We start from the raw sequence: 14,140 nt of genomic DNA, 5'->3' as shown, positions 1-14,140 counted from the left end.
CCCATGCGGTTTCCGACACGTCTCCTCGCCTGCGCCTGTCTGGCCGGCTTCGCCAGTGGCTGCGCCACGTTCGGCACCAATGTCGAAGGTGACTTCACCTGCCGGGCGCCCAAAGGCGACTGCGCGCCGGCCCACGTCATCGATGCCAAGGCGACGAACAATCTGTCGCCGGGCACGACGCCTCATGCCGAGACACGCCCCCGGTCGGGCGTGGTGGATGCAGATACCACGCGTACGGCGGAGCGGACCCTGCGGGTCGTCTTCCCAGCGCATATCGATGAGGCAGGAACGCTCCATGATGAAGCGGTCGCCTGGACGGTCGTCGACAACCCGCGCTGGGCAACCGAGCTGCGCCGCAAGGCGGGGGAGGACAAGAGCGGGTCCGTGATGCGCCAGGTCCGCCGGCAGTTGAAGGCCGCTCAAGCTGCGTCGACACACGAAGACGCAGACGGACACTCGGATGCTACTGTCGATCTTGCGTCGCCCTTCTCGTCCGCGCCCACGGACGGGACCAGCGCCTTTGACACCCTGGGGACTGATGCCCCCAGTTCCGAAAATGCAGTTTCAGATGCCTCGCCGCTGGTCCTCCCCTCCACGGCGCGCGAGGCCGTTGCCGGTGCCAAGGCACCGGCGGTCGAGGGGTTCGACACGTCGCCTCCCCCGCGTGATCGGACCCCTCGGCCTGCGGCCAGCCAGAGCACTCCGGTGTTCCCGAGCGCAGCAGCCATTGAAGCCGCAAAGGCTGCAATCCGCCCCGTAGCCAGAACCGGCGAACAGCCGATGGCCAGCACCTCGCAGTCGAAGGAACCCAAGTGATGGCCGAGCAACTCAAGTCCGTCATTGATCGGTTGCTCAGCGGATTGCTGGGTGATGCCGAGCACGCAGAGAAGGGTCGCCCGCAGCTGATGGTCGATATGCTCTCCGACTGGCTGCCTTACCGGGTCTATGATCCAGCGACCCGGCTGTACTTCAATGCACGCTCGAAAGGCTTTATCCTGTCGGTCACGCCGCTGATCGGAGCCGACGAGCGCACCGGGGAAATCCTCGGGCAGTTCTTTTCGGAAGGCTTGCCAGCCGGCGCGTGCCTGCAGGTGCTGCACCTCGCGAGCCCCCGCATCAGCCGGATTGTCGCCCCGTGGTTCGCGCCACGGTACATCCAGGGAGGGGTGTACGAGGCGATTGCCCGCCACCGGGCGCGGCGGCTCTATTCACTCGTCTGGGAATCCGGCTCTGCGGACGCGCCGTTCCATGCACGGCATCACCAGGTCATCGTATCAGTCGGCGTGCCGACATCGAAGGCGGTCAGCAACGAAGATCTCAAGCAAACCCGCGAGGGGTTGATGGCGATGCTCAAGTCGCTGAACCTCGGCGTGGTAGAAGTCGGGCCGGAAGCGCTGATCACGGTCATCGATGATCTGACCTCGCCCACCACCGCGCCGCAGGACGACGCGGTGCCCTACAACCCCAACGATCCGATCGCCTCCCAGGCGATCCGCCACGACATCGAACTGGTCGTGGCAGAGGATCGCATGCGTCTGGTGACCGAGCGGTTCCGTCCCACCGGCAAGGTCAATGATGGGGTGCCCGAGATCGGGACCGTCTATCCCGATGCTTTCGATGTCCGGCATTTTGCTGTGCGCAATATGCCGTCGCGCTGGGCTCCTTGGGAATGCGCGCGGCTGATCGGCGACCTGTTCACCGACAAGCTGCGCTTCCCCTGCCCGGCCGCCACCATGCTGTGTCTCGTCTATCCGGACCAGGAGGCAGCATCGGCCAAAGCCGGCTTCAAGTTCATGCGGACAACCAGCCTCGCCGGTACCCGCAGCGCAAGGTTCCTGCCGCGGATCGGCGAGCAGGCGGCCGAGTGGCAACATGTTCAGGCCGAGCTCCAGGAAGGTCGCCGCCTCGTGCGGGTGTTCTACGGCGTGACGACCTATTCGCCGCTGGGCCAGGGCGACCGCCACGAACGCGCGATCAAGTCGATCTACAAGGCAGCAGGCTGGGACCTCACCGACGAGCGCTACCTGCAGATCCAGGGACTGCTCGCCGCCATGCCGCTGACGCTTGCCGACGGGCTCGGCGCCGACATGGAGCGGCTGAAGCGGTTCAAAACCGTCCTGTCGACCACGGCAGCCAATATCGCGCCCATGCAGGGCGAGTATCTCGGAAGCGCCCACCCTCACCTGCTGTTCGTCGGTCGGCGCGGGCAGCCCTTCTTCTGGTCGCCGTTCGAGAACGAGGCGGGCAACCACAATGTCGCGATCTGCGGCAAGTCGGGATCCGGCAAGTCGGTACTGCTCCAGGAGATGTGCGCCGCGCTGCGCGGCGCCGGCGCGCAAGTGGTCGTGATCGACGACGGCCGCAGCTTCGAGCACTCGGTCAAGCTGCAGGGCGGCCGCTTTGTCGAGTTCACGATGAAAGCGGGCTTCTGCCTCAACCCCTTCTCGATGATCGACGCAGCCCGCGCCGCCGAGGACGAGGATTATCGCCTCGACTGCTTCGGGATGATCAAGGCGATCGTTGGGCAAATGGCCCGCCACAGCGCGAAGCTGACCGATACCGAGCGCGGGCTGATCGACCGGGCAGTCAACATGGTCTGGACGGAACATGGCGCGGCGGCCACGGTCACGACCGTCGGCGAGATGCTGGCCACTCTTGGCCATGACACGGCCGCAGACATTGCGACTGCGCTTGCCCCCTACATGGCTGGCGGAACCTACGGCGCCTTCTTCGAAGGCCAGGCCAGTCTCGACCTTGATGCGGATTTCACTGTGTTCGAGATGTCCGACCTCGCGAGCCGGGAAGACCTGCGCAGCGTGGTCCTCTCCGCGATCATGTTCATGACCAGCCAGGCGATGACGCGCAGCCCAAGGTCGCTGCGCAAGCTGCTGCTGATCGATGAAGCCTGGTCGATGCTGAAGGGCGGTTCGATGGGTGAATTCGTCGAAACCTATGCCCGCACCTGCCGGAAATATGGCGGCGCCCTCGCGACCGCCACACAGTCGCTCAACGACTACTACAAGTCCGACGGGGCGACGGCAGCGCTGGAGAACAGCGACTGGATGCTGATCCTTCAGCAGAAGCCGGAGACGATCGCCGATTTCAAGGCGAGCAAGCGCCTCGATATGGATGATCGGACCGAGACGCTGATCCGCAGCCTCAAGCGCTCCGGGAGCGACTATTCCGAGGTGTTCATCAAGGGCCCGGAGACCGAGGCGATCGGGCGGCTCGTGCTCGATGACTATTCGGCAACGCTCTTCTCGAGTTCGCCCCAGACCTTCGCCGCCATCGATGCCGAGATCGCCCGCGGCCACCAGCTCGCCGATGCCATCGAGCGCATCGCCTTCGCCAATCGCTGACATCCCCAGATCAAAGGATCCCTATTTCCATGCCTCTCCATCTCGTCACCCCTTTCGACCGGCCCGATGCGCCCGAAGACGAACAGCCCCTCTTCTCGCCGGTGCCGACCTGGCGCTCGCGCATGGCCGATGGCTGCTACATTGCTCTGCGCGGTAGTCTGTTTCTGGGCTCGTCCTACCTGATGGCGCTGGGCCTGCCGCTGCTCTTCTTCCTGCTCTTGTCGGGCGGAAATCCCGATGCCTTCTTCGCCCAAGTCGCGAACCTCGGTGACCGCTTCCTGGCGGCCGATCTCGCACGGCGCGTGACCTTCCTCGACCAGTGCAAGTTGGTGCTGATCGGTCTCGCCACCTTAGTCGTCGTGTGGCGCATGCCGCGCTTCATCCGTGATCTCGACCGCGAACTCTCGGGAGAAAAGCTGTGAAGAACATTCTGGCAACATCAAACCTTCGCAGGCGGCTGGCATCGATCAATCTCACCGCTGTCGTGCTCGGCGTCGGCATGATCGGCCAGGTCCTGTGGGGCGTCTGGGTGACCGACAAGCTGCTCACCGTCGCGAAGCGCGAGGTCGTCACGATCCAGCTGAGCCGGATCATGGGCGACTTCATCGAAGCCGAAGCGCGTGCCGGCCGGCCGCCAGAGGAGACCAGGCTGCGCGTTCAGGCCTACCTCAAGGCCGTGGAAGCCTCTGTGCAGAAGCTTGGCCGCGAGGGCCGGACGGTCCTCGTTGCCGAAGCCGTGGTCGCCGGGAGCACGCCGGACCTGACGCAATCTGTGCGCGCCGATGTTGTGCGCCGGATGGGAGCCATTCCCGATGCAGCCCGCTGATCGCCTGATCCGCTCTGCGTCCGCGCGCCGTCTGTTGCTTTGGGGCGGGCTTGGCGCCGGGGCGCTGGCACTCTCCTCGCTCGCCGCCTTCGCTCAGGGCCACGCGCTCATGATCAACATGAGCCCCAGCCTGCCCTACTGGGCCCTCTGGGTGACGCGCGGAGCGGCCGTGCACCGCGGGGATATCATCCTTTTCGATCCGCCTGCTTCGTCGTTGCTGGTGAAGCATTTCGGGGCGGAGCCGAAGCCGTTCGGTAAGCGGGTGAGCGGCGTGCCGGGCGACATCGTCACCGAGCAAAACCGCACCTACTTCGTCAATGGGCAGGCTGTCGCCAAGGCCAAGCTCACGAGCCGCCTTGGTGAACCCCTCGCGCTCGGCCCGACGGGCCGCGTTCCGCAAGGCTGCTATTTCGTCACAAGCGAACACAAGGACGGTTTCGACAGCCGCTACGCCGCAATCGGTTGGATTTGCGGCCCACGCATTCTCGGGGTCGGGAGGCCGATCCTGTGAGGCTGCTCACCTTGCCCGTTTGCGCCACCGCGCTTGCGCTCGCCATAGCACCCCAGGCAATGGCTCGCGACTACGGCCAGCACGGCACGGTCTGGCCAGTGGTCGAACCGGACCTGCTCCAGCAGATCCATGCCAGGCTTACGCAGCTCGAGAAGACCGGCGAGACCGCCCGTCTCAATGAGGAGCTGAAGCGGCGGACGATCGCCCGGGTCAACCGGCCTGAGCCAGTCGCGGGTATCGCCCTCGCCTCGGCGCTGCGCAGCTGGCGTTTCGATCCGACGATCACCGTCGAGCGCGACATTGCTGACGATAAGGGCCGGCTCATCATCGCCGCAGGCACGCGCGTCAATCCGCTCGATACCGTGCCGCTCCGGGCTCCCCTCGTCTTCCTCGATGGCGACGACCCGGCACAGCTCGCCTGGGCGATCCGTCGCTATGCCAGCACAAAGGCCAAGCTCATCCTCGTGCGGGGCGCGCCGCTCGAACTCATGAAAGCCCGCCAGCGGCGCTTCTACTTCGATCAGGGCGGCACGCTGGTGAAGCACTTCGGCATTCGCGCGGTGCCCGCAACCGTCGAGCAGCAGGGCCGCGCGCTTCTCATCACCGAACAGCCGGTCACCCCCAAAGAGCGGGCGCCATCATGAGCAGAAAACATCGTCTTTTGTCATGGCTTTGCGGAGCACTTCTGCTCACCAGCCTGAGCGTCATCTCCAGCGCGCCTGCCCAGGCTGCGGCCGGTCCGGGCCGCTGCACCGGCAAGTTCGTCAATCCCATCACGGACATCTGCTGGTCGTGCCTTTTCCCGATTTCGATCGGAGGCCTGAAGATCTGGCCGTCAAGTCGGCCCGACACCAACAACCCCGCTCTGCCGGTGTGCCTGTGCGGGCTGCGGCCCGGGATTGCCATGGGGTTCTGGGAGCCGGTCCGGCTTGCCGATGTCAGCATGAAGCCGTGGTGCTTCGTCAATCTGGGCGGGATGAAGCTCGATCCGGGGTTCGACATCGGCTTCAAGTCGATGGCCGGGCCATCGGCGGTCGGCGGCAACACCCAGTACAACTCGCAGTGGCATGTCCACTGGTATGCCTATCCGCTGATCTACTGGATGGAGATCGTTGCCGACTTCCTGTGCCTCGAGTCCGGCTCGATCGACATTCTCTACATCACCGAGATTGATCCACTCTGGCAGGACAGCGAACTCACTGCGATCATCAACCCCGAGGCGGTCCTGTTCGCCAATCCGCTGGCGCTTGCAGCCTGCGCGGCCGACTGCGTGGCGGCAACGGCCAAGCTGCCGACCGATGAGCTGTTCTGGTGCGCGGGCTGCCAGGGCACGATGTATCCGCTCAACGGCAACGTGTCGGCGACCATTGGCCATGTCCAGGCCTCGCGGCTCGCGCTCGCCCGCTTCTCCTACAAGCTCCACCGCGAACTCGTCGCCTGGGGGACGATGGGCAGCAAGGGGCTTTGCGGCAAGTACCTGATGCCGGTGATGCGCAAGCAGCAGTACCGCTTCCAGGCCACCAATCCCAATCCGCAGACCAAGGGCCGCTATGCCTGCGCGCCCATTGGTGCCTCCACCACCTTCATGTCGGCAGGCCAGGTCTATCCCGCCATTGGCGAGGACATGGGCTATCTGGTCTGGCGCAAGCGGAACTGCTGCGCGCTATGACAACACTTCCTCATCTTCTTGTAGTCGCTTCGCTTTCGAGCCTCGCCGCTCTGGCTGGCGCATCAGCGCAGACAGCCGAACCGGACCTCGATGTTGCGGCCATCCGGGCACGCGCCAGCGCAGGCGCCAGCGATGCCGACGCGCTCTCTGCCAATGCTCGCGCAAGGGCTGAGGCTCTCGCACGGGAAGCCAGAACAAGCGCCGACGAGGCTGATGCGCATGGCCGCCGCTACACCCGTCAGGCCGTCGCAAGTGCGAAGCCCGATGGGCCGAGCACCTTCGATTTCGACCGGATGGTTGCCGATGCCGGCACAATGGCAAGCGAAGGCATGGGCGAAGCGCCGAGGTTCATCGCCTTTGCCTCGCTCTCGATGCCGCCAGCGGCGCTGCGCGCGATGATAGACGACGTGGCCAAGGCGGGCGGCATCGTCGCCCTGCGCGGTCTGCCTGGCAACAGCGCCAAGGCTCTGACGGACGCATTGGCAAAAGTCGCAAAGCCCGGCGAGCAGCTGGACGGCGTCGGTATCGACCCGCGGCTTTTCCGTGCTTTCGGGATCGAGACCGTGCCCACCTACGTCGTCACCAACAGCGACTTCGATCTGTGCGACGGGTTCGATTGCCGGACGCAGGTCCCGCCCCACGACCGGATGAGCGGCAATGTCAGCGCAGCCTACGCGCTCGAGACCTTCGCGCGTGGCGGTGGCCCTGGCGCTTTGCTCGCAGCCCAGCACCTTGCCCGTCTTGAAAGGCAGGTTCCATGAAACGACCAGTCCTCTCTCTCACTGGCGTGTGCGCGCTCCTGCTCACCCTGACCGGACCGCTTCACGCCCAGACCACCACCGATGCTGCCAAGGCAGACGGCAAGGCTTTCGGGCGAGACAAGGCGGCCTCGGCGCAAAGCGTGGCGACGACAAATCCTGACGCAAGTCGCATCCCCAATTTCGGCGGCACACCAAGTCAGTCGGGATATTTCGACGATCCGGACCGGATGAGCCGCGAAGCGGCTAGCCAGGCCACCACAAGTACCGGCTACAAAGCCATGCGGGACTCGATGGACCAGCGGGCCCGGTTTGCCCCTCAGGATCTCGATGCGACGATCGCGCGCAGCAATGTGATCAGCGATGACCCGCTCGCCTATACGAGCGGGATGGCCATTGGCGGCTCGCAGGGGCGCTGCGTGCCCTTGCCGCCGGCCAGCGGAACTGCGGCGCGCTACATGGCGACCTGCAATGTCGGTTACACCGCGGCACAGGAAACCCGGACCTGCCCCGTGACATTGACCGCGCGGGTCGAGCAGCGTCAGGTCTACGGCTACTACTGCGTGGGCGGCAGCGGGGTCGACCCGGCTTCGGTCTACAACTGCAACCGCTACCCCGCGCCGCAATGCACGGTCACGCAGTCCTATCCGATCAACCTGTGCGATCCCTATTTCGGGATCTACTGGGGCTGCAACTCCGGCGATCTGAGGGTTGATCTCGTCAGTTGCACCGCGCCGGTGGAGGGCGCCACGCCCTATACGGTGACCGGCGAGAACGTCGTCACGACCACACGCGATGAAAGCCAGTGTGCTGGCCTCGTGGCCAACAACTCATGCCAGCAGGACACCGAGACTTGCACCGACAGCGATCCGGTGACCCGCATTGTCGATGGCATCGCCGTGACACAGCCTTGCTGGGCCTGGAGCCGCAGCTACAGCTGCGCACAGTTCACGCAGGCTCAGGACTGCCAGACGCTTGAAGCCACTCCGGGCTGCAAGCTGGTGCGCGAAGACTGTCTCGCAGGCGAGCCCTGTCGCACCTGGGAGCGGGTTTATGATTGCCCTGTCCCGGACCAGCCCGCGAGCACCAACCAATTCATCTGCGACGGCGACGTCTACTGCATCGATGGCTCGTGCGAGACCATCCAGCGCGAGGCCAACGACGAGTTCAAGGATGCCGCTGTCGCGCTCAATGCGATGGCGCAGGCCCAGCGTGAGTTCGATCCCGACACGCTCACCTTGTTCAAGGGCACGCGCAACACCTGCTCGTCCAAGGTCTTCGGTGTGCTCAACTGCTGCAAGGGCAAGGGCTTCCCGCTCATCCCCGGTATCCAGCTGCTCGTCGCGCTCGGCTGCAGCCGCGAGGAGATGCTGCTCCACCAGCGCGATGCCCAGGGCCTGTGCGCCTATGTCGGCACCTATTGCTCGGACAGCTTCCTCGGCGTCTGCCTGACCAAGAAGAAGGTCTACTGCTGCTTCGAGTCCAAGCTTTCCCGGATCCTTCAGGAGCAAGGCCGCCAGCAGCTGAACAAGCCCTGGGGCAAGCCCAAGACCGAGCAATGCCAGGGCTTCACCATCGACGAGTTCGCCCGGCTCGACCTCAGTCGGATGGACTTCAGCGAAGTCTATGCCGAGTTCACCGACGCCGCCCGTCTGCCTGACGAACTGCAGGCCACCCAGGACATCCAACAGAAGATCGAGGACTACTATGCCCGCGCACGCCAGTAAGGCCGCGTGGCGGCTGCTTGCCGCCTGCGCGATTGCCAATGCCGCTTCATTCCTTCCGCCCGCAAACGCGCAGACGGCCACCACCCAGACCGATGCGCCACCACGCGCCGAGACGAGCGAGCGGCAGGACAGCTTCTACTGCGAGGAGCGCCGGCTTGGGTACTGGTTCTACTGCAACCGGCCCAAACCGCCGGAACAGCAGGCACCCGCGCCGGCGGCCAGCGCCACGAGCCAGCTTGACGCGATCACGGCGACCTTGCGGGAGCTCAAGGCCAAGGCGATCCTCGAGCCCACGCCCGGGAATGTGACGGCCTACATCCGGTTCCAGCGGGCCCAGCTCGACCGGGCGTCGCTCTTCAGCGACGTCTGGCAACGGGCCATCTGGCAGGATCCCGAGCTCGACTACACGCTCCAGCGCCCGGTCTCGACGCTCGGCAAGCGCCAGTGGCAGGATTCGCGCAGCGCGGAACGGAACGCGGCAATGGCCCAGCTCTCCGAGCGCTACGGGCTCTTCTACTTCTTCGCCCAGAGCTGCGGCGCCTGCGAGGTCATGTCGCCGATCGTGCAGAGCGTTGCCTCGACCTGGCACATCGCCGTGCGGGCGATTTCGACCGATGGCGGCCCATCGCGCCATTTTCCGAACTACACGGTCGAGACCAACCAGCGCACCCGCATGGGCCTGGAGCCCAAGATCACGCCAGCGGTCGTGCTTTGGGACGCCCTGACCGGTCGCCCCATTCCGATCGGCTACGGCGTCATGAGCGCCGACGAGCTTCAGGACCGGATTTACCTCCTCACATCGAAGGAAGCTGGACGTGACTACTAGGATGAAAAGAGTCGTCGCTGCGATCCTTGCAGCCACCCTTCCCCTCACCCTCCCGCTATCCGGCGCATCGGCGGACGTTGGCAGTTCGATGGACTCGTTTCTGAACGACGTCGGAGGCGCAGCCAACGTCAACGGGCCGACCGCGTTCCAGGGGCAGTCAGCCGGCTATTACAGCCTCGGCAATGTCTGGACGCGCTTCCCGCAGAAGACCACCAACATCGCGAACCTCCAGCTGCCGCGCGCCCGTGCTGGGTGCGGCGGCATCGACATCTTCGCCGGCTCGTTCAGCTTCATCAACGCGAGTGAGATCGTCGCGATGCTGAAGGCCGTCGCGAACAATGCCGTCGGCTTCGCCTTCAGCCTGGCGATCGACACGGTCTGTCCGGAATGCTCGAAGATCATGCAGGAGTTCAGCCAGAAGGCTCAGCTCATGAACAACCTCAACATCAACTCCTGCGAGATGGCGCAAGGGTTGGTGGGCGGGATCTGGCCCAAGGGCGACCTTGCCGACAAGGCGATCTGCGAAGCCATCGGCAACTCCGAAGGCATCTTCACCGATTATGCCGCAGCCAAGCACGGCTGCGGCACCAAGGGGCAGCGTTCGAGCACGACCGCACAGGGTTCGGGCAAGTACGATGACGTCAATCCTGGCGTACCCCGAAACTACACCTGGACGATCCTCAAGAAGTCGGCGTTCTTCTCGCCCAGCGGCCAGTTCGACGAGGAGCTCGCCGAATATGCGATGACGCTGCTGGGCACGATCATCTACGTGCCGCCCAAGGACAATGAACCGGGCAAGTTCGTGCCGATCGTCGGCGAAGCCTCGTCGACGCTCGTAACCTCTCTGCTGGACGGTACCACGAACGGCAACGTCTTGATCTTCGACTGCGATGAGACCGAGAAGTGCCTCGACCCAGGCTTCAAATCGCTGAGCCTGCCGGCATCGAAAGCGCTGCGGCCGCGCGTGGCGGCGCTCATTGGCGGGATGGTTCAAGCCATCCGCGACGATACAGCCATCAGCGAAGAGCAGAAGGAACTGCTGCAGGTCGCCTCCATCCCGCTCTACAAGATCCTGACCGTCCAGGCGGCCTATGGCCGCGGCATGCCGACCGACGACCGCGAGACCCTGGCCGAGATCGCCAGTGTCGACCTGCTGTTTGCCGTGCTCGACCGCATCGTCAGCGAGGCCGGCCGATCGATGTCGAGCTTCATCGGGGCCGACGAAGCGAAGATCGCGATGTGGCAGAACCAGGTCAATGTCGTGCGTCAGGCACTCGCTGACCGGCAGGCCAACACGCATCTCAAGGTCAATGCGGTGCTGCAGATCATCGAGAAGACGGCGTTCATCGAGAACGTGCTGGCTGCCTCGATGTCACCCGGAATGGCCGCATCGTTGGACTGGTCGCGCGGCGTCCAGAGCCGCGCCCTCACCCACTGACCGGGCCAACCACATCCAGGCGGAACAATAGATATGGTCGAGATTTTCACGGTCGGCGGCGGCGACTATCTGGTCAACGTGTTCCAGGCAGTCGCTGCCTGGACCGGCAACGGCGGCTATAAAAGCCTACTCCAGGTAGTCATGGTGATGGGCCTTGGCCTGTCCGCCCTGACCCTGGCGTTCAATCAGGACTGGCGCGCCTGGATCAACTGGTTTCTCGGCGCCACGCTCATCTACTCCTGCCTGATGGTGCCGCGGCTCGATGTCCATGTGACCGACCGGCTCAACCCCAGCCTTGCGCCTGCCAATGTCAGCAATGTGCCACTGGGCCTAGCCTTGATGGCGAGCTTTACCAGCCAGGTCGGCGACTATCTGACGGGATCGGCCGAGGTGGTGTTCGGCCTGCCGGGCGATCTCAACTATTCGAAGAACGGCATGATCTACGGCGCACGGCTCTACGATGCGACCAGATCCCTGCGGATTTCCGATCCGGAGTTCGCCGCCAATCTCGACGAGCATTTCCGGCAATGCGTGTTCTACGACGTCCTTCTCGGCCGCTACTCGATGAAGGAGCTGGCGGAGACCGGTGACATCTGGGCGACGATCGCGCCGGGCAGCCAGGCACGCGCCCAACGATTCCTGACCCGCGATGCGACCACTGGCCAGGTGAGTTCGAACATTGTCACCTGCCGCGATGCCTATGACACCTTGAATGCCCAGTGGGCCGGGCTGGTCGATGCGATGGGCTCGGTGTTCGGCCGCCAGCTCTACCCCAACCAGACAGCCGCGCTCGCCAAGGCCAAGCTCTTCGCCGATCTGCCGGTGGCCTATCAGTATCTGACCGGGGTCTCAGCGAATGCGACCGAGATCTTCAAGCAGACGTTGACGATCAATGCGATGAGCCAGGCCATGCACTCGATGTCCGGCAGCAGCGGCGCTGGCAATGTCGACGTCTATGCCCAGACCCGCGCCGACATCCAAACCGAGCGGACCTATGGTTCGATCGCAAGCAACGCGATGAAGTGGGTCCCGCTCCTGAACGTCGTTCTGACCGTGCTGTTCTACGCCCTATTCCCGGTGCTGTTCCCACTGTTCCTGCTTCCCAAGACGGGGCCGGTCGCACTCAAGGGCTATGTGACGGGCTTCTTCTATCTCGCGGCCTGGGGACCGCTGTTCGTGATCCTCCACATGATGCTGATGTACAAGGGCGCGGCTGACATGAGCGCGGTCACGGGCAGCAACGGCCTCAGCCTTGCAAGCTTTACCGGCATGGTTGACGTGAACAGCGATATTGGCCTGCTGGCAGGCTACCTCATCGCCTCGGTCCCGTTCCTGGCAGGGGGTGTGGCCAAGGGCGCCATGGCGATCTCGCACCACGCGACGAGCTACCTCAACCCGAGCCAGAATGCGGCGGAAGAAGCGGCCCGAGAGGCGAGCACCGGCAATGTCTCGCTCGGCAACACCAGCTTCGAAAACTCGAGCGTCCTCACCCGTCAGTTCGCCCAAGGCACGATTGCTCCGAGCTTCACCTATGGCGCACCGCAGATGCGGACTTTCAGCGACACCGGCTCGATGACCACCAGCTTCCCGGATGGCAGCTACGATCAGATCCCGACCTCCAGCTATCCTTTCACGCCGACGCTGGGCCAGGAATTCACAGCGCGGCTTTCGACGATGGCATCGCAGGCCCGCGCCAACAGCGAGACTTTTGCCAATGTCGCGACGGAATCGACGACCAGCGCCGTCACGAAGTTCCGTGAACTCAGGGACCAGTTCAGCCGAGGCGAATCCTTCGAGAGCGCGACCGGCACCTCGAACTCCGACAGCATCCAGACGGCATTCAGCGAGGTCGAACAGGCATCGACCAGTCTGCAGCGGCAATTCGGGCTTTCCCGCAGAGCGGCCGATGACATTTCAACGGCCTGGTTCCTCGGCGGCGAGGCCGGGGCAAAAGCCGGAATTTCAAATGGCGTGCTCTCTGGGAGCGTAGGAGCGAAGGGCGGTGGGACACGCACGTGGACCGACAGCGACCTCGGCATCGCATCCGAAGACCGTTCCCGGATCTTTGGGAGCCTGTCCCAGATGTCCGACAGCCGCAATTGGTCGAGCACCCGCGATGGGTTCGTCCGCTCGGTCAGCACCTCATCAAGCTCGTCGATCTCAAGCACCGCGAGCGGGATGAATGCTTCTCTGACGGAAGCGCAGAGCTTCACAATCGAAGCCCGCCGGGCCGAGGAGCTTGCCAATCGTCTCGAGAGCCAGGCATCCTTCTTCGAGGGAAACAGCGCTGCAGGCAGTCTCAATCTGTCCCAAGCCTACCGCGAATGGGGATTGGCCGAGATCGAAAGCAATCGTGACTTCTATGGAAATGCCCGGTTCGATGACGTGACCTTCCAGCTCAGCCCTGACGGCCAGGCATTGCAGGCCAAGTTCATTGAAAGTTATGCCGAGCAGCTTCGCGACGGCATCGACGATCGCCTCGTCCTGACCCCCGGACAGTCCGTATCCCGTCCGGCATTCTCTGGCGCAGGGTCGGTGCGCGGGCGGGCACAGACTGGCGGAGGGGCGTCCGGTTCAGTGCCCCAGGTGGGCGCCGGCGATCTCCACGAAGAGGTTCAGAGGGCTCAGGCTGCTGGTCGCCAAAGGATCAGCGAATCTACCGGACGCCTCGACGCCGTTACAAGGGGAGCCCAAGGCGCCAGTGCAGAGGCAGCGGATGACGTAAAAGAGTGGTGATCTGCAAAGATCACCACAGTCCGAATGACGCACCAGCTAAAAATGCGAAAACGGCAACAATGACGAAGACCCCGATGATCGTCAGCTTACGCCCCCAAGGGTCGGCCCAGGACTTCTTGATACGATACTCGATCAGGCGGTTCTCGCGGAGCGCCTGATCAAGCTCCGACAGACCTTCCCAATTCTGGGGTACAGGTCGGTTGCCAGTATCGATGTCAAAGTTGCTCATGAACACATTCCTCTCGCCGCTCCTTGGAACATAGCAGAAACGAGGGCGGTAACCAGCATAA

13 protein-coding genes are annotated in these 14,140 nt (G+C 64.1%); 12 read left to right on the top strand and 1 reads right to left on the bottom strand.

The window, feature by feature from the left end; genetic code table 11:
• Positions 1-3: 3 nt before the first annotated feature.
• The 12 genes from AC2S9W_RS10520 to AC2S9W_RS10465 are packed head-to-tail and all read left to right on the top strand — an operon-like array spanning position 4 to position 13,850.
• Positions 4-816 (top strand): conjugal transfer protein TraV, encoded by an 813-nt coding sequence (locus AC2S9W_RS10520; RefSeq protein WP_486570758.1) that lies wholly within the window; start codon positions 4-6, stop codon positions 814-816.
• The gene (gene traC, locus AC2S9W_RS10515) at positions 816-3,359 is read left to right on the top strand and encodes a type IV secretion system protein TraC (protein WP_486570757.1); all 2,544 of its coding nucleotides are present in this window, start codon (positions 816-818) and stop codon (positions 3,357-3,359) included. The genes AC2S9W_RS10520 and traC overlap by 1 nt, the downstream gene beginning before the upstream one ends.
• Positions 3,360-3,388: 29 nt before the next feature.
• A complete protein-coding gene (locus tag AC2S9W_RS10510) occupies positions 3,389-3,781 on the top strand; it encodes a hypothetical protein (RefSeq protein WP_486570756.1) in 393 nt (130 codons plus the stop codon).
• A complete protein-coding gene (locus tag AC2S9W_RS10505) occupies positions 3,778-4,185 on the top strand; it encodes a type-F conjugative transfer system protein TrbI (RefSeq protein WP_486570755.1) in 408 nt (135 codons plus the stop codon). Before AC2S9W_RS10510 ends, AC2S9W_RS10505 begins: the two co-directional genes overlap by 4 nt.
• The gene (locus AC2S9W_RS10500) at positions 4,172-4,696 is read left to right on the top strand and encodes a S26 family signal peptidase (RefSeq protein WP_486570754.1); all 525 of its coding nucleotides are present in this window, start codon (positions 4,172-4,174) and stop codon (positions 4,694-4,696) included. The genes AC2S9W_RS10505 and AC2S9W_RS10500 overlap by 14 nt, the downstream gene beginning before the upstream one ends.
• Positions 4,693-5,340 carry a type-F conjugative transfer system protein TraW gene (gene traW, locus AC2S9W_RS10495; RefSeq protein ID WP_486570753.1) on the top strand — a complete coding sequence of 216 codons (648 nt, stop codon included), beginning with the start codon at positions 4,693-4,695 and terminating at the stop codon, positions 5,338-5,340. Before AC2S9W_RS10500 ends, traW begins: the two co-directional genes overlap by 4 nt.
• Positions 5,337-6,365 carry a conjugal transfer pilus assembly protein TraU gene (gene traU, locus AC2S9W_RS10490; RefSeq protein WP_066653680.1) on the top strand — a complete coding sequence of 343 codons (1,029 nt, stop codon included), beginning with the start codon at positions 5,337-5,339 and terminating at the stop codon, positions 6,363-6,365. Before traW ends, traU begins: the two co-directional genes overlap by 4 nt.
• Positions 6,362-7,126, top strand: coding sequence for a type-F conjugative transfer system pilin assembly protein TrbC (gene trbC, locus AC2S9W_RS10485; RefSeq protein ID WP_486570752.1), 765 nt, complete (start codon positions 6,362-6,364; stop codon positions 7,124-7,126). The genes traU and trbC overlap by 4 nt, the downstream gene beginning before the upstream one ends.
• Positions 7,123-8,850, top strand: a complete 1,728-nt coding sequence (locus AC2S9W_RS10480) for a conjugal transfer protein TraN (protein WP_486570751.1) — start codon at positions 7,123-7,125, stop codon at positions 8,848-8,850. The genes trbC and AC2S9W_RS10480 overlap by 4 nt, the downstream gene beginning before the upstream one ends.
• Complete coding sequence (locus AC2S9W_RS10475; RefSeq protein ID WP_486570750.1) at positions 8,831-9,676, top strand: conjugal transfer protein TraF; 846 nt, start codon at positions 8,831-8,833, stop codon at positions 9,674-9,676. Before AC2S9W_RS10480 ends, AC2S9W_RS10475 begins: the two co-directional genes overlap by 20 nt.
• Before the next feature lies 1 nt (position 9,677).
• Entirely contained in the window at positions 9,678-11,114 is a 1,437-nt protein-coding gene (locus AC2S9W_RS10470; protein ID WP_486570749.1) for a conjugal transfer protein TraH, read from the top strand.
• A gap of 33 nt (positions 11,115-11,147) precedes the next feature.
• Positions 11,148-13,850 (top strand): conjugal transfer protein TraG N-terminal domain-containing protein, encoded by a 2,703-nt coding sequence (locus AC2S9W_RS10465; protein ID WP_486570748.1) that lies wholly within the window; start codon positions 11,148-11,150, stop codon positions 13,848-13,850.
• 10 nt (positions 13,851-13,860) lie between these two features.
• Here the strand turns inward: AC2S9W_RS10465 and AC2S9W_RS10460 are convergent, their stop codons facing one another.
• Positions 13,861-14,079 (bottom strand): hypothetical protein, encoded by a 219-nt coding sequence (locus AC2S9W_RS10460; protein WP_486570747.1) that lies wholly within the window; start codon positions 14,077-14,079, stop codon positions 13,861-13,863.
• Between the last annotated feature and the right edge of the window lie 61 nt (positions 14,080-14,140).

Source organism: Sphingopyxis sp. 550B (assembly GCF_057401805.1).
The sequence above is the reverse complement of the archived record's forward strand: the minus strand, read 5'-3'. Positions and strand labels throughout refer to the sequence as shown.

Bases quoted from the DNA above. Each gene is read 5' to 3' on its own strand.
- trbC (WP_486570752.1), top strand. From the start codon at position 6,362: ATGACAACACTTCCTCATCTTCTTGTAGTCGCTTCGCTTTCGAGCCTC.
- traC (WP_486570757.1), top strand. From the start codon at position 816: ATGGCCGAGCAACTCAAGTCCGTCATTGATCGGTTGCTCAGCGGATTG.
- AC2S9W_RS10470 (WP_486570749.1), top strand. From the start codon at position 9,678: ATGAAAAGAGTCGTCGCTGCGATCCTTGCAGCCACCCTTCCCCTCACC.
- AC2S9W_RS10480 (WP_486570751.1), top strand. From the start codon at position 7,123: ATGAAACGACCAGTCCTCTCTCTCACTGGCGTGTGCGCGCTCCTGCTC.
- AC2S9W_RS10520 (WP_486570758.1), top strand. From the start codon at position 4: ATGCGGTTTCCGACACGTCTCCTCGCCTGCGCCTGTCTGGCCGGCTTC.
- traU (WP_066653680.1), top strand. From the start codon at position 5,337: ATGAGCAGAAAACATCGTCTTTTGTCATGGCTTTGCGGAGCACTTCTG.
- AC2S9W_RS10510 (WP_486570756.1), top strand. From the start codon at position 3,389: ATGCCTCTCCATCTCGTCACCCCTTTCGACCGGCCCGATGCGCCCGAA.
- AC2S9W_RS10465 (WP_486570748.1), top strand. From the start codon at position 11,148: ATGGTCGAGATTTTCACGGTCGGCGGCGGCGACTATCTGGTCAACGTG.
- AC2S9W_RS10500 (WP_486570754.1), top strand. From the start codon at position 4,172: ATGCAGCCCGCTGATCGCCTGATCCGCTCTGCGTCCGCGCGCCGTCTG.
- AC2S9W_RS10460 (WP_486570747.1), bottom strand. From the start codon at position 14,079: ATGAGCAACTTTGACATCGATACTGGCAACCGACCTGTACCCCAGAAT.
- AC2S9W_RS10475 (WP_486570750.1), top strand. From the start codon at position 8,831: ATGCCCGCGCACGCCAGTAAGGCCGCGTGGCGGCTGCTTGCCGCCTGC.